This is a genomic window from Jatrophihabitans sp. (assembly GCF_051960575.1).
GTDB lineage: Bacteria > Actinomycetota > Actinomycetes > Mycobacteriales > Jatrophihabitantaceae > JBQCEE01.
The window spans coordinates 12,472-29,986 of record NZ_JBQCEE010000139.1 but is presented as its reverse complement, the minus strand read 5'-3'; the positions used below and the strand labels follow the sequence as shown (position 1 = coordinate 29,986).

Annotated in this window: 14 protein-coding genes and 1 pseudogene; 6 read left to right on the top strand and 9 right to left on the bottom strand. The window is 71.5% G+C overall.

Features of this window, described 5'->3' with window-relative positions; genetic code table 11:
- Positions 1–605: pseudogene (locus ACTHMS_RS07625) on the bottom strand (AAA family ATPase); the annotation flags it as partial.
- 93 nt (positions 606–698) lie between these two features.
- On the opposite strand from ACTHMS_RS07625, the gene ACTHMS_RS07620 reads away from it, so the two are divergent.
- Both ACTHMS_RS07620 and ACTHMS_RS07615 read left to right on the top strand, forming a co-directional pair.
- Positions 699–3,377 carry an MGH1-like glycoside hydrolase domain-containing protein gene (locus ACTHMS_RS07620; protein ID WP_440306060.1) on the top strand — a complete coding sequence of 893 codons (2,679 nt, stop codon included), beginning with the start codon at positions 699–701 and terminating at the stop codon, positions 3,375–3,377.
- A 91-nt stretch (positions 3,378–3,468) separates the two neighbouring features.
- Complete coding sequence (locus ACTHMS_RS07615; protein ID WP_440306059.1) at positions 3,469–4,011, top strand: NUDIX domain-containing protein; 543 nt, start codon at positions 3,469–3,471, stop codon at positions 4,009–4,011.
- 10 nt (positions 4,012–4,021) lie between these two features.
- Here ACTHMS_RS07615 and ACTHMS_RS07610 read toward each other — a convergent pair whose 3' ends face one another.
- Complete coding sequence (locus ACTHMS_RS07610) at positions 4,022–4,423, bottom strand: cupin domain-containing protein (protein ID WP_440306058.1); 402 nt, start codon at positions 4,421–4,423, stop codon at positions 4,022–4,024.
- Positions 4,424–4,559: 136 nt separating this feature from the next.
- Between ACTHMS_RS07610 and ACTHMS_RS07605 the strand changes: the two genes are divergently transcribed.
- The gene (locus ACTHMS_RS07605) at positions 4,560–5,567 is read left to right on the top strand and encodes a hypothetical protein (protein WP_440306057.1); all 1,008 of its coding nucleotides are present in this window, start codon (positions 4,560–4,562) and stop codon (positions 5,565–5,567) included.
- 99 nt (positions 5,568–5,666) lie between these two features.
- Here ACTHMS_RS07605 and ACTHMS_RS07600 read toward each other — a convergent pair whose 3' ends face one another.
- From ACTHMS_RS07600 to ACTHMS_RS07590, 3 genes are all read right to left on the bottom strand, one after another.
- A complete protein-coding gene (locus ACTHMS_RS07600) occupies positions 5,667–7,496 on the bottom strand; it encodes a phosphoenolpyruvate carboxykinase (GTP) (protein ID WP_440306056.1) in 1,830 nt (609 codons plus the stop codon).
- A 163-nt stretch (positions 7,497–7,659) separates the two neighbouring features.
- The gene (locus ACTHMS_RS07595) at positions 7,660–9,039 is read right to left on the bottom strand and encodes a metallopeptidase TldD-related protein (protein WP_440306055.1); all 1,380 of its coding nucleotides are present in this window, start codon (positions 9,037–9,039) and stop codon (positions 7,660–7,662) included.
- Complete coding sequence (locus ACTHMS_RS07590; RefSeq protein ID WP_440306054.1) at positions 9,036–10,544, bottom strand: TldD/PmbA family protein; 1,509 nt, start codon at positions 10,542–10,544, stop codon at positions 9,036–9,038. Before ACTHMS_RS07590 ends, ACTHMS_RS07595 begins: the two co-directional genes overlap by 4 nt.
- A gap of 68 nt (positions 10,545–10,612) precedes the next feature.
- On the opposite strand from ACTHMS_RS07590, the gene ACTHMS_RS07585 reads away from it, so the two are divergent.
- On the top strand, positions 10,613–11,110 hold the full coding sequence (locus ACTHMS_RS07585) for a low molecular weight protein-tyrosine-phosphatase (protein WP_440306053.1): 498 nt from the start codon (positions 10,613–10,615) through the stop codon (positions 11,108–11,110).
- Here ACTHMS_RS07585 and ACTHMS_RS07580 read toward each other — a convergent pair.
- Positions 11,083–12,573 carry a hypothetical protein gene (locus tag ACTHMS_RS07580; protein ID WP_440306052.1) on the bottom strand — a complete coding sequence of 497 codons (1,491 nt, stop codon included), beginning with the start codon at positions 12,571–12,573 and terminating at the stop codon, positions 11,083–11,085. The genes ACTHMS_RS07585 and ACTHMS_RS07580 overlap by 28 nt on opposite strands.
- Positions 12,574–12,665: 92 nt before the next feature.
- Here ACTHMS_RS07580 and ACTHMS_RS07575 point away from each other — a divergent pair, with 92 nt between their 5' ends.
- Entirely contained in the window at positions 12,666–13,208 is a 543-nt protein-coding gene (locus ACTHMS_RS07575) for a hypothetical protein (protein WP_440306051.1), read from the top strand.
- Between the two features lie 12 nt (positions 13,209–13,220).
- On the opposite strand, the gene ACTHMS_RS07570 is transcribed toward ACTHMS_RS07575, so the two are convergent.
- Both ACTHMS_RS07570 and ACTHMS_RS07565 read right to left on the bottom strand, forming a co-directional pair.
- Complete coding sequence (locus ACTHMS_RS07570) at positions 13,221–14,438, bottom strand: CapA family protein (protein WP_440306050.1); 1,218 nt, start codon at positions 14,436–14,438, stop codon at positions 13,221–13,223.
- 42 nt (positions 14,439–14,480) lie between these two features.
- On the bottom strand, positions 14,481–15,725 hold the full coding sequence (locus ACTHMS_RS07565; RefSeq protein WP_440306049.1) for an ammonium transporter: 1,245 nt from the start codon (positions 15,723–15,725) through the stop codon (positions 14,481–14,483).
- Positions 15,726–15,836: 111 nt separating this feature from the next.
- Here ACTHMS_RS07565 and ACTHMS_RS07560 point away from each other — a divergent pair, with 111 nt between their 5' ends.
- Complete coding sequence (locus ACTHMS_RS07560; protein ID WP_440306048.1) at positions 15,837–16,307, top strand: PaaI family thioesterase; 471 nt, start codon at positions 15,837–15,839, stop codon at positions 16,305–16,307.
- A gap of 218 nt (positions 16,308–16,525) precedes the next feature.
- Here ACTHMS_RS07560 and ACTHMS_RS07555 read toward each other — a convergent pair whose 3' ends face one another.
- Positions 16,526–17,494, bottom strand: coding sequence for a DUF2786 domain-containing protein (locus ACTHMS_RS07555; RefSeq protein WP_440306047.1), 969 nt, complete (start codon positions 17,492–17,494; stop codon positions 16,526–16,528).
- Between the last annotated feature and the right edge of the window lie 21 nt (positions 17,495–17,515).

The following is a 17,515-nucleotide window of genomic DNA, read 5'->3' as shown; positions in this document are numbered from 1 at the left end:
CCGACGGCGGTCTTGCCGGTGCCGGGCGCGCCCTGCACGCAGACCGTCGTGGCGGCACCGGCCCGCACGATCTCGTCCTGCTCCGGCTGGATGGTCGCGACGATGTCGCGCATCGGCCCGACGCGCGGCCGCTCGATCTCCTCGCGCAGCAGCTCCGACTCGAGACCCAGCACCTCGCCACGGTCGAGGTGCTCGTCCTCGTACGACGTCAGCACCCCGTGCGCGAAGCCGAAGCGCCGGCGCAGCTGCACGCCCATCCGCTCGCTGGTCGACGCGCGGTAGAACGCCCGCGCGATCGGCGCCCGCCAGTCGATCACCACCGGGTCGCCGGCCTCGTCGCGCACGTGCCGGCGGCCGATGTGGAAGACCTCGGCGGCGTGCTCGGCCGTCGCCTCGCGGTCGGTGCGACCGAAGAACGGCGGCGCGGTGGGGTCGGCGGTGAGCGCCTGCAACCGCTCGGCCCGGATGCGTCCGAGGGCCTGCGACGCCAGCTCGTCGACGCCGTAGTCGGCGATGCGGTCGGCCTGTCCGCGCATGGCGTCGAGACACCGGCGGGCGAGGTCGAGATGGTCGCGTTCCTGATCGAGTACCGCGTCGGCCGTCACGATCAGACGACGTTACGCGCCCTCGTCCAGTCGATTTCGGTCAGCGACCTTCGTCGGTAGGCGTGGCCGGACGCGGGGTGGGAAGGTGACGGGGTGAGCCGCCCCCGCCCGAACAAACGCCGCGCGAGCTACCAGACCGCTGAGCACTCACGCATCCTCACCGCGCCCGACCCGTCCGGTCGCTGGCGGGCGTGGGGCCCCTACCTGTCCGGACGCCAGTGGGGCACCGTCCGCGAGGACTACTCGGCCAACGGCGACGCCTGGTCGTACTTCCCGTTCGACCACGCCCACCAGCGCGCCTACCGGTGGGGCGAGGACGGCCTCGGCGGCATCTGCGACCGCTACGGCTTCCTCAACGTGTCGGTGGCCCTGTGGAACGGCAAGGACCCGATGCTCAAGGAGCGGCTCTTCGGCGTCGCCAATGGCGAGGGCAACCACGGCGAGGACGTCAAGGAGTACTTCTGGGCCCTCGACGGCACGCCCACCCACTCGTGGATGCAGTGGCTCTACCGCTATCCGCAGGGCGAGTACCCCTACCAGCGGCTGCGCGACGAGAACCGGCGGCGCTCGCGTGACGACAGCGAGTTCGAGCTCGCCGACACCGGCATCCTCGCCGAGAACCGGTTCTTCGACGTCATGGTCACCTACGCCAAGGCCGCGCCGTACGACGTGCTGATGACGATCGAGGTGACCAACCACGGTCCGGACGCGGTACCGGTGCACCTGCTGCCGCAGATCTGGTTCCGCAACACCTGGGCGTGGGGACGCGACGCCCGCAAGCCCAGCCTGCAGGCGATCAACACGGGCGACGGCATGCGGGCGGTGTCGTGCCGGCACGACTACCTCGGGCACTACACGCTGGCCGCCGAGGGCGATCCCGAGGTGCTGGTGTGCGACAACGACACCAACCGGGTCGCCGTCTTCGGCGCGGCGGCCAACGACGTGCCGTACCCGAAGGACGCGATCAACCGGCGCGTGGTGCACGGCGAGGTCGACGCTGTGAACCACGAGGGCATCGGCACCAAGGCGGCCTTCTGGTACTCGTTCGACTCGGTCGCGCCGGGCGAGACCAAACGGGTGCGGCTGCGGCTCTCGGACGGCGACCCGTCGGAGCGCACCTTCGGCATCGGCTTCGACGCGATGCTGGTCGTGCGCCAGGAGGAGGCGGACGAGTTCTACGCCGAGGTGATCCCGCCCGAGCTCACCGATGAGGACCGCGCCATCGCGAGGAAGGCCTTCGCCGGACTGCTGTGGGGCAAGCAGCTCTACCGCTTCTCGGTGGCCGACTGGCTCGACGGCGATCCCGCCCAGCCGTCGCCGCCGACCTCGCGGGAGTCGATCCGCAACGGCGCGTGGCGGCACCTGGAGCTCGCCGACATCGTGTGCATGCCGGACGAGTGGGAGTACCCGTGGTTCGCGGCGTGGGACCTCGCCTTCCACGCCGTCACGCTCGCGTGGGTCGACCCGGCGGCGGCGAAGGAGCAGTTGCTGCTGCTGTGCCGCGAGTGGGCGATGCACCCCGACGGCCAGCTACCCACCTACGAATGGGCCTTCGGCGACGTGAACCCGCCGGTGCATGCGTGGGCGGCGTGGCAGGTGTACCTCGTCGACGGGCGGCGCGACAAGCAGTTCCTCGCGCGCATCTTCATGAAGCTGCTGTTCTCGTTCGGCTGGTGGGTGAACCGCAAGGACGCGACCGGCTCGAACGTCTTCGAGGGCGGCTTCCTCGGCATGGACAACATCGGCCTGTTCGACCGCTCGTCGATGCCCGGCTTCGGCGCCCGGCTCGAGCAGTCGGACGCGACCAGCTGGATGGCGCACTTCTCGCTCGGCATGCTGACGCTCGCGGTCGAACTGGCGGCCGAGGTGCCGGCGGTCGACCAGCTCGCGATCACCTTCCTCGAACGCTTCCTGTCGATCACGCGGGCGGTCAGCTCGTTCGGGTCGTCGGCGCGTGAGCTCTGGAACGAACAGGACGGCTTCTGCTACGACGTGCTCGTCTACCCCGACGGCGGTGCGCTGCCGATGCGCGTGCGGTCGATGGTCGGGCTGCTGCCGCTGCTCGCGGTGACGCACGCGCCGGCGGGCATGGAGCGTGGGCTGCCCGAGTTTCGCGAGCGCATCGACTGGCTCTACGAGCGGCGTCCCGAGCTCGTGTCGATGATCGACGTCAACCCGACCACGGGTGACCGGCTGCTCGCGCTGCTCGACGTCAAGAGGGTGCAACGGGTGTTGCAGCGCATGTTCAACGAGGCCGAGTTCCTCTCGCCACACGGCATTCGCTCACTCTCGCGCGAATACATGACGCCGTACACGACCTCGTTCAACGAGCAGGAGTTCAGCATCGGCTACGAGCCGGGCGAGTCGCGCAGCGGCATGTTCGGCGGCAACTCGAACTGGCGCGGCCCGATCTGGTTCCCCGTGAACGTCATGCTCGCCGACGCGCTGCGCGCCTACGGCGACCACCTCGGCGAGAACTTCACCATCGAGTTCCCGACCGGTTCGGGGGATCACCTCACGCTGCGCGAGGCCGCCGACGAGATGGACGACCGGCTCGTCGACCTGTTCCGTGTCGACAAGTACACCAGGCGGCGACCGGCGGACGGTGCCCGCATCGAGGCGTCCGACGACCCGTTGTGGCGTGGCCACACGACGTTCTACGAGTACTTCAACGGCGACACCGGCGAGGGCCTCGGCGCCACGCACCAGACCGGCTGGACGGCCCTCGTCGCCCACGTCCTCTGCCGTCGCCACCGCGGCCACCGCTACTGACGGGAAGCCGCTTGTCCCCCGGCCCAGTCATGTACGACGCGTCCGGATGCCTGGGACGGCGGACAAGGCGGCTTGTGCGAGGGTGATCGGCATGGCTGACACGATCCGGCAGGTCTCGTCCCGCGAGGTGTACCGCAGTCGCTGGATGCGGGTACGCGAGGACGAGGTCGAGTTCCCCGACGGCTCACCCGGGCTCTTCGCCGTCGTCGAGAAGCCGGACTTCGTCGTCGTGATCCCGTTCGTCGACGGCGGCTTCTGGCTCGTCGAGCAGTACCGGTACACCATCGGCAGCCGACAGTGGGAGTTCCCGCAGGGCGCCTGGCCGCAGGGTCACTCCGGGACGATCGAGGAGCTCGCCGCCGCCGAGCTGGCCGAGGAGACCGGCTTCAGCGCCGGATCGTTCGAACACCTCGGGCAGCTCTTCTCGTGCTACGGCTTCTGCGGCCAGCACTACGACGTCTTCCTCGCCACCGAGCTCACGCCGGGCGAGCCGAAGCGCGAGGTCACCGAGCAGGACATGGTGCACCGCTGGTTCCCCGAGTCCGAGGTGCGCGCCATGATCGCCCGCGGCGAACTGAAGGACGCCCACACGGTGGCCTGCCTCTTCCTGCTCGACCAGCACCGCTCGTCCTGACAAGCGCGGTTCAGTCGGCCAGTTCGAAGTCGGCGAAGTCGAAGCCCGGGCTGACGACGCAGGCGACGAGCGCCGGCTCGTCGGTCGCGGGCTCGGCGGTCTGCCACTCGTCCGCACGCACGAGGTACTGCCCGCCGATCGTCAGCTCGACCGAGAACCCCGCCACCGGCGTCGACTCGAACCCGCCGACCGTGAGCAACAGCGGCCCGCCGCCCTGCCACAGCCAGAGTTCCGGCGACCGCACCCGGTGCCACGCCGACCTCTGTCCGGGCTCGAGCAGGAACGCGACGCACGTGGCCAGGGGGCGCTGACCGCCCGCGGTGTCGAGGTACTGCCCGTGCCGCCACGTCTCGCGGTACCACCCACCCTCGGGATGCGGCTGCATGTCCATCGCGCGCGGATCGAGCGGCATGCCCGAGACCCTAATGCCGCTTGTCCCCCGCCCCAGTCACCCACGAGCACGAGAAATGACTGGGGCAGGGGACAAGACGGTCTCCCTGTGGACGACGGACGTGTTGCACGGCGCGGATCGGCCACGATGACCGGCCATGAGCGAAGCAGTGGCCCGCTGGCCGATGCGACCGACGATCAACCTCGCGGCCGAGTGGCAACGGTGGTGGGACGCGGCCGCCGAGGAGATCCGCGACCGCCCGGGCGGTGATGCGGCGGTGCGGCAGGGTTTCGTCCTGACGACCCGCCAACTCCGGCGCGCACTGGGTTGGACGGACAACGATCTTCGTCGCGAACGGCGCCGCGGTACGTGGTGGTCGCCGGCACGAGGCACCGCGTCGCCGCTCGTCATCGAGGGCGACGACTGGCTGTCACGCCGCCGTCGACACGTGCTGAGTGCCGTGGCGGTCGCGCTCACGCACCCGGAGCGCCGGATCGGGACACGCAGCGCCGCGATCGTCCACGGCCTGCCGACGCTGGGCATCCCCGACGATCCGGAGCTCACTGCACCCGACGACCCGACCTTCGGCCGCCACGGCGCTGCGCGGTCGTTCCGGGCCGCGTTCACCGCAGAGGACGAGACGACCTGGTTCGGCGTGCCGCTGCTGACGCCCGCCCGCACGGTGGTCGATCTGGCTCGTCACGACCGGTTCGACGGCATCATGGCCGCCGACGCGGCACTGCGCGACGGACTGACGACCCGCCTCGGTCTGATGGCTCCGCTGCGGGCGGGCGCCGGCTGGCCGGGTATCCGGCAGGCCCGTGGCATCGTCGGCGTGGCGTCCCCGAAGGCCGAGTCGCCGCTCGAGTCGGTGACCCGGCTCAGGATGATCGACGACCGCTTCCCGCAGATCGCCGAGCAGCACCCGTTCTGCGACCCGCTGACCGGACTGGTCGAGTACGTCGACTTCCTCGTTGCGGGCCGACTGGTCGTCGAGACCGACGGCGGGGACAAGTACGTTGGCGACGCCCTCCTGCGAGAGAAGCAGCGCGAGAACCGGCTGCGGCGTCACCCCGTCGCGATCGAGCGCGTGATGGCCGACGACGTCTACCGCGGGTGGCACCTCACCTCGCAGCGTCTACGCGCCCACCTGCGTCCGTGGTGAGAACGACGTGGTGAGAAACGACTTGTCCCCCGCCGCAGTCAGATCCGGGCCTCGGAAATGACTGGGACGGGGGACAAGCGGGAGCTGGGGTCAGCCGACTCAGCTGTCGAGGCGCTGCTTGAGGGCCTCGAGCTCGTCGCGGAGCAGGGTCGGCACCGTGGCGCCGATCTTGTCGAACCACTCCTCGATGAGGGGGATCTCGGCCTTCCACTCGTCGACGTTCACGGTGGTGGCGTCGAGCAGGGCCTGCTCGGTCATGTCGAGACCCGAGACGTAGAGCGACTCGGGCGTCGGCACGCGGCCGATCGGGGTGTCGACGGCGGCCGCCTTGCCCTCGATCCGCTCGAGCGCCCACTTGATGACGCGGATGTTCTCGCCGAAGCCCGGCCAGGTGAAGTTGCCCGCGGCGTCGCGGCGGAACCAGTTGACGTAGAAGATCTTCGGCAGCTTGACCTGGTCGGCACCCTTGCCGACCTCGATCCAGTGGTTGAAGTAGTCGCCGGCGTTGTAGCCGATGAACGGCAGCATCGCCATCGGGTCGCGGCGCACGACGCCGACCTGGCCGGTGGCCGCGGCCGTCGTCTCGCTCGACAGCGTCGCGCCCATGAAGACGCCGTGCTGCCAGTCGCGGGCCTCGGTGACCAGCGGGACGGTGTCACGCCGGCGGCCGCCGAAGAAGATCGCGTCGAGCGGCACACCCTTGGGGTCGTCCCACTCGGGCGCGCGGGTCTCGCACTGGCTGATCGGCGTGCAGTACCGGCTGTTCGGGTGCGACGACAGCTCGCCGTTGCCCGGCGTCCAGTCCTGCTTCTTCCACGAGGTCAGGTGCGCCGGCGGCTCACCCATGCCCTCCCACCAGATGTCGCCGTCATCGGTCATCGCGACGTTGGTGAAGATCGACGAGCCCTTCGCGATGGTGCGCATCGCGTTTGGGTTGGTGTGGTAGTCGGTGCCGGGCGCGACGCCGAAGAAGCCGTTCTCGGGGTTGACGGCGTAGAAGCGGCCGTCGTCGCCGATGCGGATCCAGGCGATGTCGTCGCCGATCGTCTCGACCTTCCAGCCCGGCAGCGTCGGCTCGAGCATGGCGAGGTTGGTCTTGCCGCAGGCCGACGGGAACGCGGCCGCGATGTAGTAGCTCTTCTGCTCGGGCGAGGTGACCTTGGCGATGAGCATGTGCTCGGCCAGCCAGCCCTCGTCGCGCGCCTTCACCGACGCGATGCGCAGCGAGTAGCACTTCTTGCCGAGCAGGGCGTTGCCGCCGTAGCCGGAGCCGTAGCTCCAGATCAGCCGCTCCTCGGGGAAGTGGACGATGTACTTGGTGTCGTTGCACGGCCACGCGACGTCCTGCTGGCCCGGCTCGAGCGGCGCACCGACCGAGTGCAGGCCGGGGACGAAGGTCTGCTCGACGCCGTCCTTGGTGAACAGCTCGAGGGCCTTCGTGCCCAGGCGGGTCATGATGTGCATGGACGCGATCACGTACGGCGAGTCGGTGATCTCGGCGCCGAGCATCGGCTCGTCGGCGTTCAGCGGGCCCATGCAGTAGGGCAGGACGTACATGGTGCGGCCGCGCATGCAGCCGCGGAAGCGCTCCGTGAGGATCGCCTTCATGTCGTCCGGGTCCATCCAGTTGTTGGTGGCGCCGGCGTCCTTCGGGTCACGGCTGCAGATGAACGTGCGGTCCTCGACACGCGCCACGTCGGTGGGGTCGGAGGCGCACCAGAAGGAGTTCGGCTTCTTCTCGTCGTTGAGGCGGACGAAGGTGCCGTTGGCGACGAGCAGATCGGTGATGCGGGTCCACTCCTCCGGGGAGCCGTCGACCCACTCGACGCGGTCCGGCTCGGTCAGTTCCGCGGTCTCGCGGACCCAGGCGAGCAGCTGCGAATGCGTCGTAGGGGCATTGTCCAACCCCGGGATCGTGCTAGTCGTCATGCGGTCGATCTCCTCGCTTCAGTCGACAATGACTGGATCGCCGACTTTGTTGTCGGCCCTCGTCAAGGGATCTCCGAAGCCTAACTCCGGTAACGTTTACGACCGAAACCGTCACGTTGCGGCACTGCTCACACCGTCACGTCGTCTTTATGTGCAGGCAACCTCAGGACGCCTGGCTCACCGTCGACATGTTGAAGTCGGGGATGCGCATCGCGGGCATGGACGTGCGTGAGAAGAAGTCGCTCCATTCGCGCGACAACGTGTGCTCGCTGCGCCCGACCGAGGTCGCCCGGCGCCACAGGTCGACCGGCGTCTCGTTGAAGCGGAAATTGTTCACGGCGCCGCGCACCTGCCCCTGCTCGACGAGGTAGACGCCGTCGCGGGTGAGCCCGGTGACCAGCATCGTCTGCGGGTCGACGACGCGGATGTACCAGAGGCACGTGAGCAGCAGCCCGCGCTCGGTCGCCGCGATCATCTCGTCCAGACCGCTGTCGTCGCCGCCCTCGAGCACGAGGTTGTCGATCGCCAGCGCCGGGGTCGCGCCGACACGCGCCGCGTACCCGCGCGGGCGGATCAGTTCGGTCAGCACACCGTCCTGCATCCACGACACGGCTGGGTTCGGTGCACCGTTGTCGAACACCGACGTCATCGACCCCGAGCCGGTGACCACCTGGAACGGCGAGCACCGCAGCTCGGGGTGGTCGGGGTCGCTGCGCAGCGTCAGCGGCAGGTCGGTCATCCGTTCGCCGAGCCGGGTGCCCGCGCCCTTCGAGTAGACGCTGCGTCCCTCGTCGGCGTCGCGGGCCGCGGCCGACCAGTACGTCTCGATCATGAGGTCGGCCACCGCCGTCGGCGGCAGGATCGTCTCGTAGCGGCCGGCCGGCAGGTCGATGCGGGTCTGCGCCCACCCGAGCCGCGTCTCGAGGTCGGCCGCGACCCTGGCGATGTCGACGACGGAGTAGTCGGGGTAGTGCTGGCCGAACCAGGCCGACCCGCTCATGTCGCCGGACTTCGCGTTGAGCTCGAGCCGCCCGTCGGGCTGGTCGAAGCGGCGTCGCAGCCCGGTCGAGGACGCGAGGTAGCTGCTCGTCAGCTGGTGCTCGGCGAACCCGAACAGCAGCCGGTCGGCCGCGCGCCACGAGGCGAACTGCTCGCCCAGCTCGGCGGCGAAGCGCTCGAACACCTCGACGCCGGTGCGGCCCGGCTCGCCGGCCCAGTCGTCGTCGTGCGGGTAGTCCTCGACCAGCGGGGCGGAGTCCTCGGCCGGGTCGGCCGCCCGCGCCGCGGCGTCGGCGGCGCGCACCAGCTCGACCAGCTCGTCCTCGGTGGTGACCGAGCGGGTGACCACGCCGGGGCAGCGGTCGCCGCCGCGCTCGACGATCGAGACGACGCTGACCGTCTGCGACTGCATCTGCCCGTTCGTGGTGAGGCTGTTCGCCGCGAACCGCAGGTTCGTCTCGCTGTGCACCGTGCCGATCGCGACGCAGCCGTCGGCCGTCGACGTCGCGAGGGCCCGCTCGAGCAGCGACTGGATCTCGGTCATCGTCCGGCCTCGCTGCGGGTGTTGAGGATGTTGACGTCGCGGAACAGGGCGGCCGGGCAGCCGTGCGAGACGGCCGCGACCTGGCCGGGCTGACCCTTCCCACAGTTGAAGGCGCCGCCGAGCACGTAGGTCTGCGGGCCGCCGACTGCCTCCATCGAGCCCCAGAAGTCGGTGGTCGTCGCCTGATAGGCGACGTCCCGCAGCTGGCCGACGATCCGGCCGTCCTCGATGCGGTGGAACTGCTGGCCGGTGAACTGGAAGTTGAACCGCTGCATGTCGATCGACCACGACCGGTCACCGACGATGTAGATGCCGCGCTCGACGCGGCTGATCAACTCGTCGACCGACGGGCCGTCGGGTGCCGGCCGCAGCGACACGTTCGCCATGCGCTGCAGCGGGATGTGGCCGGGTGAGTCGGCCAGCGCGCACCCGTTCGAGCGGCCGAAGCCGTTCGCCGCCGCCATCTGCCGGTTGAGCTGGTAGCCGACCAGCACACCGTCGCGCACGATGTCGAACTCGCTGGTGGCGACGCCCTCGTCGTCCCAGCCGATCGTCGCCAGCCCGTGCGGCACGGTGCGGTCACCGGTGACGTTCATGACCGCCGAGCCGTACTGCAGCCGGTCGAGCTGGTCGAGCGTCGCGAAGCTCGTGCCGGCGTAGGCGGCCTCGTAGCCGAGGGCGCGGTCGAGCTCGGTGGCGTGCCCGATCGACTCGTGGATGGTGAGCCACAGGTTGGACGGGTGGATCACCAGGTCGTACCGGCCGGCCTCGACCGACGGCGCCTTCACGTGCTCGCGGAGCAGGCCGGGCAGCTCGGCGATCTCGGCGTCCCAGTCGTACACCGACGCGTCGGTCAGGAACTCCCAGCCGTGCCCGGTCGGCGGGGCGATGGTGCGCATCGAGCTGAACGCGCCGCCGGCGCGGTCGACGTTCACGGCGGTGAAGAAGGCCTGCAGCCGCACGCGCTGCTGCGTCGTCACGGTGCCCGCGGTGTCGGCGTAGTACTTGTTCTCGAGCACGTGGTCGAGATGGGCGTCGACGTGGTCGACGCCGTCGGCGGCCATGAGCCGCTCGGACAGCTCGACCAGCCGCCCCACCCGGTCGGCCTCGGGCACGTCGAACGGATCGGTCTCGTAGGCCGACACCCAGGTGACGTCGGCGTAGCTCGGTTCGGGCGCCAGCACGACCGGCTCGCTCGACAGCGGGCGGCTCACCCGCGCGGTGGCGACGGCGCGTTCGGCCAGCGCGGCCGCGGCCTCGGGCGTGCGGACGACGCCGCTGGCGAACCCCCACGTCCCCTCGTGCACCACGCGGACGGCGAGGCCGAGGTCCTCGCTGTCGGTGCTGCTCTCGAGGTGGCCGTCACGCACCCCGATGCCGGCACCGCGGATGCGCTCGAGCCGGAAGTCGGCGTGCTCGGCGCCCAGGTCGGACGCCCGGCCGAGCGCGGCGGCCGACAGCTCGCGCAGCGGCAGCGCGAGGAACGCGGGATCGACGTCGGGCACGATGCCTCCGGCAGGCTGGGCGGACGGTGTGATGCGACCGTACCCACGACCACCGACAGAATGTCGCGGTGCGCATCTGCTTCGTCTGCTCGGGCAACATCTGCCGCTCACCGACGGCCGAGGTGGTGCTCACGGCACTGGTCGAGGCCGAGGGCCTGGACGTCGAAATCGACAGCGCCGGCACCGGCGGCTGGCACGCCGGCGAGGACATGGACGACCGGTCGCGGCGCACGCTGGAGGGTGCCGGCTACACCCCGGCCCGGCACACGGCCAAGCAGTTCACCCCCGCCGACTTCGCCGCGCGCGACCTGGTCGTCGCGCTCGACCTGGGTCACCTTCGCGAGCTGCGCCGGCTCGCCGACCGCACGGCCGATCCTGCGGCGAGCCGCGCGAAGCTCGTGCTGCTGCGCAGCTTCGACCCGACCGCCGACCCAAACGATCTCGACGTGCCCGACCCGTACTACGGCGGCCCCGACGGCTTCACCGAGGTGCTCGCGCAGGTCGAGCGCGCCGCCGACGGCCTGCTCGCGTCCCTGCGTCAGCAGACCGAGAGCCCGCCGCCGTAGCCCTTCACGAACGCCTGAATGCGGTCGAGCCCGGTCGTGCCGCGGGCGCCGAACGCCTGGTTGCTGCCGACGAGGGTGAGCATCGCCGAGCTGGCCTCGTCCAGGTCGGGGGGTGAGAGCGTGAACGGTCGGCTGTTGTTGCCCTCGACGTTGATGTCCTTGGCGTACGCGCCGGTGTAGCAGGCGGCGGCGAGCAGCGCGGCGCGATCGTCGAGCGACCGCTTGAACAGCTGGTGCCGCACGGCCAGGCCCCAGCCGACCGCGAACAGCGTGCCGAGCGCGAAGTCGGCGGGCTGGTTCACGAGCAGCCGGACGTTGCCGGTCTGCTGGTCGATCGCGATGTCCGGCAGGCTGTAGTACGCGGTGCGGGCGAAGGCCGAGCTGTAGTAGACAGTGTTGTCGTCGGGGCAGTAGCCGAACTCGCTCGTGGACGTCGCGCCGCACTTCGGGTGGGCTGCCTCGGCGATCCTCACGTCCGTCCACGACTTGTTGATCGACTTCGCGGCCGCCTTCCAGAACCGGGTGAGGTCGGGCTGCAGGCCGCCGCCGCCGGTGCCGTCGGCGTTGCTGGGCGATGCGTCCAGCACCTGCTGCAGCGGCTCGTTGCCGTTCTGGGCGAGGTCGGCGTCGGTCGCGAACGGCCGCTCGGTGAAGGTGCGGTCGAAGTAGCCGGACGAGTAGCAGTAGGTGGCGCCCTTGTCGATGCCCTCGGCGATGGCCGAGAGACGGTCGAAGCCGTTGCCGTGCGAGATGTCGCTCGGGTCGGCGGGCGTCGAGTCGCGCGCGTTGAGGAAGCCCTCGAGCGCGCGGTCGAACTGGTTCTGCATCCCGCGGAAGTGCGGCGCCTGTCCCTTGAGCAGCGTCGCCGCGAACGCGCCGGCCGCGCAGTCGGCCTGCGACTCGGTGTCGATGGTCGGCAGGTTCCGGTCGAAGACACCGCGGCGCTGCGAGATCGCGTGCCCGAACTCGTGGGCGAAGATCAGCGCCACCAGCAGGTCGCCGTACTTCTTCTGCAGCTGCGGCAGCAGGTGCTCGGGGCTGCGGTCCCAGATGATCGAGTCGTCGAGACGGCAGTAGGCGCCGTTGTCGACGATGAACTTCGGTTGCTTCTGGACGCACTCCTCCTTCGCGACCTCGCTCGGCACCTGGCCCGTCGCGAGCAGCTGCAGCCCGTCGACCGAGTACAGGCCGCCGGTGAGCGGCGGCAGCGCCTTGCCGTTCGCGATGCGCGGGTACTGCTGCTTCCAGAACGCGGTGACGTCGGCGAGCGCGTTCTGGGTGACGCGGTCGAAGTCGCTGTCGGTGACGCCGATGACGCCGAGCTTCGCGTCGGCGGCCGAGCCGGCCGTGCCGGTGCCGTCGACGACCTGGGCGCACCCGGCGGTGAGGACGAGCGTCAGGCACAGGACGACGAGCGAACGCGCACGACTGAGGGGACGCGGGCCCATGCGCACCTCCGGCATCGGGGTCGACGCGACTGTAACGGGCACACGCAGGCGTCGGCTGAGCGTGCCGTGACCCGCCCGGTGACGTGGCGGATGCTCCGGGAGCCTAGGTGATCATCACGGTCGTCCGCGCCCCGCGCGCGGTGCCGTTCGCAAGCTGCAACACTCTCGCCGTGGGCAGGCACTCGGCACCCGAGGACGACGATCCGGACGAGCCGGGCGAACCGGTCGCAACCGTCGAGCACGCGCCACGCGGACGGCACGCGCTGGTCGTGGACGAGGTCGGCGACGTCGTCGCGACCGCCGGGCCGGAGGTCACCGCCGAGGCACCCGTCGCCGCCCCCATCGCCGAGGACGAGTCCGAGACGCGGCCCGCGACGACCCGTCCGCCGCGCGGCACGCGGGCCGACCTGCGGCTGGTGCGCGAACACCCCGACGTGCGCAACCGGGTGCTGGCCGCGCTGCTGCTGCCCTTCGTGCTCTTCGTGGTCGTGCTCGCGGTCATCGGCCGGCTCGGCGACGGCGTGGTGCTGCTCTGGGCGCCGGTGCTGCTGGCCGGCGTGCTCGTGGGCGTCGCCCTCGACCTCGGGCACCGGGCCCACCGGGCCGACGTCGCCGTCAGCGAGCCCGAGGGCGAGCGCGCCGGCGTCTGACCGGCCGCGTCCTCACTCCACGACGAGGCCGGCCCGCAGCGCGCCGTACGCGGCGAGGTACCGCCGGGCCGCCGAACGGGCGGCGGCGAACTCGGTGCGCTTCGCCGCCGACAGGCCGGACGAGGCGAGCGCGCGGTGCACGTCGATCAGGCGCAGTGCGGGCGCGTCCTGCATCCAGGTGACGATCGCGGCCGCACGCGTGGCCACGAAGTGGTGCGGGAGGGTCTCGGTGAACGTCACGCTCGGCATGACGCCCTCGCGGCTCTCGGCGATCGGGTCGGCGTGCCGCGAGATCTGGTTGCCCATGCCGTAGAACACCCAACGGCCGTCGATGCGCTCGGCCGGCTGCACGACGTGGGCGTGGTCGCCGAGGATCAGGTCGACGGCGCCGCTGGTGAGCAGTTGCCGCGCGATCGAACGCTGGTCGGCGGTCGCCAGGTGGTCGTACTCGATGCCCCAGTGCAGCGAGACCACCACGACGTCGGCGCCGGCTCGCCGCGCCGCCCTGGCGTCGCGCAGGATGCGCGGCACGTCGATGAGGTTCGCGAGCCACGGCTGCCCGGCCGGCACGGGGATGCCGTTGAACCCGAACGCGTAGGCCAGCTGCACGACGCGCACCCCGCTCGGCGTGGTGATCACCAGGCGCCGCGCCGCCTCGGCCGCCGACCGTGCCGAGCCGGTGTGCCGCAACCCGGCCGCGTCGAGCTCGTCGAGCGTGCGGCGCACGCCGGTGTAGCCCTGGTCGAGCGTGTGGTTGGACGCGGTGGTGCAGCTGTCGTAACCGGCCCCCCGCAGCGCCCGCAGCACCTGCGGCGGGGCGTTGAAGTCCGGCCACCCGCTGAACGGGCCGCCGGGGGGCGCGAGCGGCGTCTCCATCTCGCAGGTGGCGACGTCGGCGGCCCGGACATCCGGCGCGACGCTCGCGTACATCGGCCCGAAGTCGTAGCCCCGCCGTCCCTCGGCGAGCGCGTCGGCGTGCGCCTGCTGCCACAGCGGCGGGTGGATCAGGACGTCACCCGAGCCGAGCACGGTGACGGTGCGCGCGGTGGTGGCCGCGGTTGCTGCGGTGCCGGTCGCCGTCCTGCTCGGCACGGCCACGCTCGAGCCCGCGGGGCTCGACGGCGAGGCACCCGCCGGCCGCGCGGCACCGCCGTCGCTGCCGGCCGACGACGTGCAGGCCGCTGCCACGACGGTGGCGGCGAGCAGGGACAGGGCGGTGGTTCCGCGCACGCCGCGGACGCTACGCCGCACGGTGCCCTCGGGCGTGCAGCGTCACCGGTTGTGCAGCGCGCCGAGTTCGTAGGCGGTCTCGGCGTGCACGGCCATGTCGAGGCCGGCGAGCTCGTGCTCGGGGTCGGCGCGCAGCCCGAGCGTGCGGTGCACGACGGTGGCGAGTACCCACGTCCAGCCGAAGGCCCAGGCCGCCGCGACGAGCACGCCGAAGGTCTGCGCGCCGAGCAGGTGCAGCCCACCGCCGTCGATGAGGCCGCGTCCGGCCGGGTTGACCGAGCGGGTGGCGAAGACGCCCACCAGCACGGTGCCGACGACGCCGCAGACCCCGTGCACGCCGACGACGTCGAGCGAGTCGTCGTAGCGGAAGCGGAACTTGAGCCGCACCGCGTAGAGCCCCGCCGCCCCTGCGACGAGCCCGATCACCAGGGCGCCGAGGGTGTTCACGTAGCCTGCGGCCGGGGTGATCGCCACGAGCCCGGCCACCGCGCCGGACGCCGCCCCGAGCGTGGTCGCGTGCCCGGTGGCCTTCTTCTCGAGCGCCGCCCATCCGAGCAGCCCGCCGCACGCGGCGAGGTGGGTCGAGACGAGCGCCTGCGCGGCGAGGTGCCCGGACGCGAGCGCCGAACCGGCGTTGAAGCCGAACCAGCCGAACCACAGGATGCCCGCGCCGAGCAGGGTGAGCGGCAGCGAGTGCGGCGGCATCGGCTCGCCCGGCCAGCCGCGGCGGCGCCCCAGCACGAGCACGAGCGCGAGCGCCGACGCGCCTGCATTCACCTCGACGACCGTGCCGCCCGCGAAGTCGAGCAGGTGCTGCCGCACCAGCCAGCCCTGGGGGTCGAAGGCCCAGTGCGCGAGCGGCACGTACACCACCACCGTCCAGGCGGCGGCGAGCACCAGGAACGGCCCGAACCGCATGCGGTCGGCGCCGGCGCCGGTGAGCAGCGCGACGGTGAGCACCGCGAACATCATCTGGAAGCCGCCGAACGCCAGTGGCGGCACGGTCAGGTCGTACCCGGGCAGGGGCGAGCCGCCGTGCGCGAAGCCGACCAGGTGCAGGTTGCCGATCAGGCCGGCCCCCGCGTCCCCGTCGAAGGCGAGGCTGTAGCCGATCGCGACCCAGACGACGCTCACCACGGCGATGACGGCGAAGTTCTGCGCCAGCATCGACAGCACGTGCTTGCTGCGCACCATGCCGCCGTAGAACAGCGCAAGGCCGGGGGTCATGAACAGGACGAGCATGGTGGACACCAGCAGGAACGCGGTGTCGCCTGCGTCGACGCGCACGGTGGAGCCTCCGTGTGGTTCGGCGGGGCGGGACGCGGTGCGCGTCCGGGCCGGATGACGCTAACCAGTGCCGCCGCGCGGCGACGCACCGCCCCTCGTAAGCTGCGGCGCATGACCGCCGACCAGACCGAAGCCAGCGATCTTGCGGAGCAGATGAACGCCGGCCTGCAGGCGCTCATCCCGGTCGCGTACAACATGGGCGTGCGGTTCACGGCGCTGCGCCGCGGCTACGCCGAGAGCAGCGTGCCGTTCGAGGGCAACGGCAACCACTTCGGCGTGCTCTACGCCGGCGTCATCTTCACCGTCGCCGAGGTGCTCGGCGGCGGGCTGCACATGTCGACCTTCGACGCGTCTACGCACTACCCGCTGGTGAGGTCGATGACGATCGACTTCCTCAAGCCCGGCAAGACCGACCTCACCGCACGCGTCTCGCTCGACGAGGCCGAGATCGCCCGGCTCGAGCAGGAGTCGGCCGGCGGCAACAAGGCGAACTTCGAGCTCGTCGCCGAGATCGTGGACGCGTCCGGCGAGGTCATCGGCCGCACCCGCGGCGACTACCAGATGCGTCCCTACGGTCGCTGAAGCCCCGAACGCGGGCCTTCGGCCTGTCGCAGGGGACGAGCCGCTCCGCCGACCGTTGATCAACACCTTTGGACGCGCGGGAGGAACTGAGGGGCGAGGCGCCGGCCCTCATCGTGTGCGTGGCGCCGCTGCGGGGTCTGGCGCGGCGTGTCGACCCGCACGGGCGCCACACACTGCGGGCGGTGCGGATGGTGCGTGGCGACGCGGCGGGGCCCGGCTCAGCCCTTGCCGGCGGGTAGCGGACGCGGGCGGCGGGTGTCCGGGGCGGCGGTGATCGCCTTCGGGCTCAGCGCGGCGGCGATGCGGCGTACGAAGTGGCCGACCTCCTCGCCGACCGACCCGGTGAATTTCGCCGGGTTGCTGACGAACGACAGCCCGAGCGAGGTGCCGAAGCGCACGCCGGCGAACAGCGTCTTGGCGACGACGAGCGGGCCCTCGCGTACCAGCTGCTCCATCGCGGCGGCGGCCGCGGCGGCGACCGGCCCGTCGGGCGCGACGTCGGGCACCGTCGCGTAGCGCACCATCAGCGCCTGCGCCTTCGCGATGCACGACCGCGCCTCCTCGGGGAAGTCGGTGTCGCCCGCGCGGCGCAGCAGGGCGTCGATCTTCCCGGCGATGCGGCGGTCGTGCACGATCGCGCCCGGTTCGAGGTCGAGCGGACGCGGCGAGCCGGGCAGCGGGTGCTCGGTGCGCGGCACGTGGCACAGCAGCGCCAGCACCTCGACCGCGGTCTGCACCGTGTCGGCGCGCTTGCGCGCGTGCCGCACGGCCCACTGCGCGAGGTGCGGCCGGCTCACCGACCACCACACCGAGATCCCGAGCTCGCTGAGGTCGGCGTACCAGGGCGGCGCCACGGTCACCTGCGCGGCCGCGGCGATGCTGTCGAGCAGGTAGCTCATCGCGTCCGCGTCCAGGCGGCGGCGGGCGAAGGCCACCAGCTCGGTCGGCGTCCAGCCGTGCGTCAGCAGCGTGTGCACGGTGTCGCGGGCGAGGGCGTCGGCGGCGAGGTCGACGGTGTGCGCGCGGAGCGCCCAGCGTCCGCGCAGCAGCGGGGTCAGGATGTGCAGCCCGGGGCCCTCGATGGCCCGCTGGAAGGCGGCGTCCTGCAGCGCGTGCACGGCCTCGGTGAACGGCCCGACGGCATCACGGCGCCCGGGTCGGGGCCGCTCGGCCGTCACGCTCACCATGGGGTCCGATTCTGCTCGGCG

Coding starts and splice junctions, on each gene's coding strand:
- ACTHMS_RS07615 (WP_440306059.1), top strand. CDS start 3,469: ATGGCTGACACGATCCGGCAGGTCTCGTCCCGCGAGGTGTACCGCAGT.
- ACTHMS_RS07610 (WP_440306058.1), bottom strand. CDS start 4,423: ATGCCGCTCGATCCGCGCGCGATGGACATGCAGCCGCATCCCGAGGGT.
- ACTHMS_RS07605 (WP_440306057.1), top strand. CDS start 4,560: ATGAGCGAAGCAGTGGCCCGCTGGCCGATGCGACCGACGATCAACCTC.
- ACTHMS_RS07600 (WP_440306056.1), bottom strand. CDS start 7,496: ATGACGACTAGCACGATCCCGGGGTTGGACAATGCCCCTACGACGCAT.
- ACTHMS_RS07595 (WP_440306055.1), bottom strand. CDS start 9,039: ATGACCGAGATCCAGTCGCTGCTCGAGCGGGCCCTCGCGACGTCGACG.
- ACTHMS_RS07580 (WP_440306052.1), bottom strand. CDS start 12,573: ATGCCGGAGGTGCGCATGGGCCCGCGTCCCCTCAGTCGTGCGCGTTCG.
- ACTHMS_RS07560 (WP_440306048.1), top strand. CDS start 15,837: ATGACCGCCGACCAGACCGAAGCCAGCGATCTTGCGGAGCAGATGAAC.
- ACTHMS_RS07555 (WP_440306047.1), bottom strand. CDS start 17,494: ATGGTGAGCGTGACGGCCGAGCGGCCCCGACCCGGGCGCCGTGATGCC.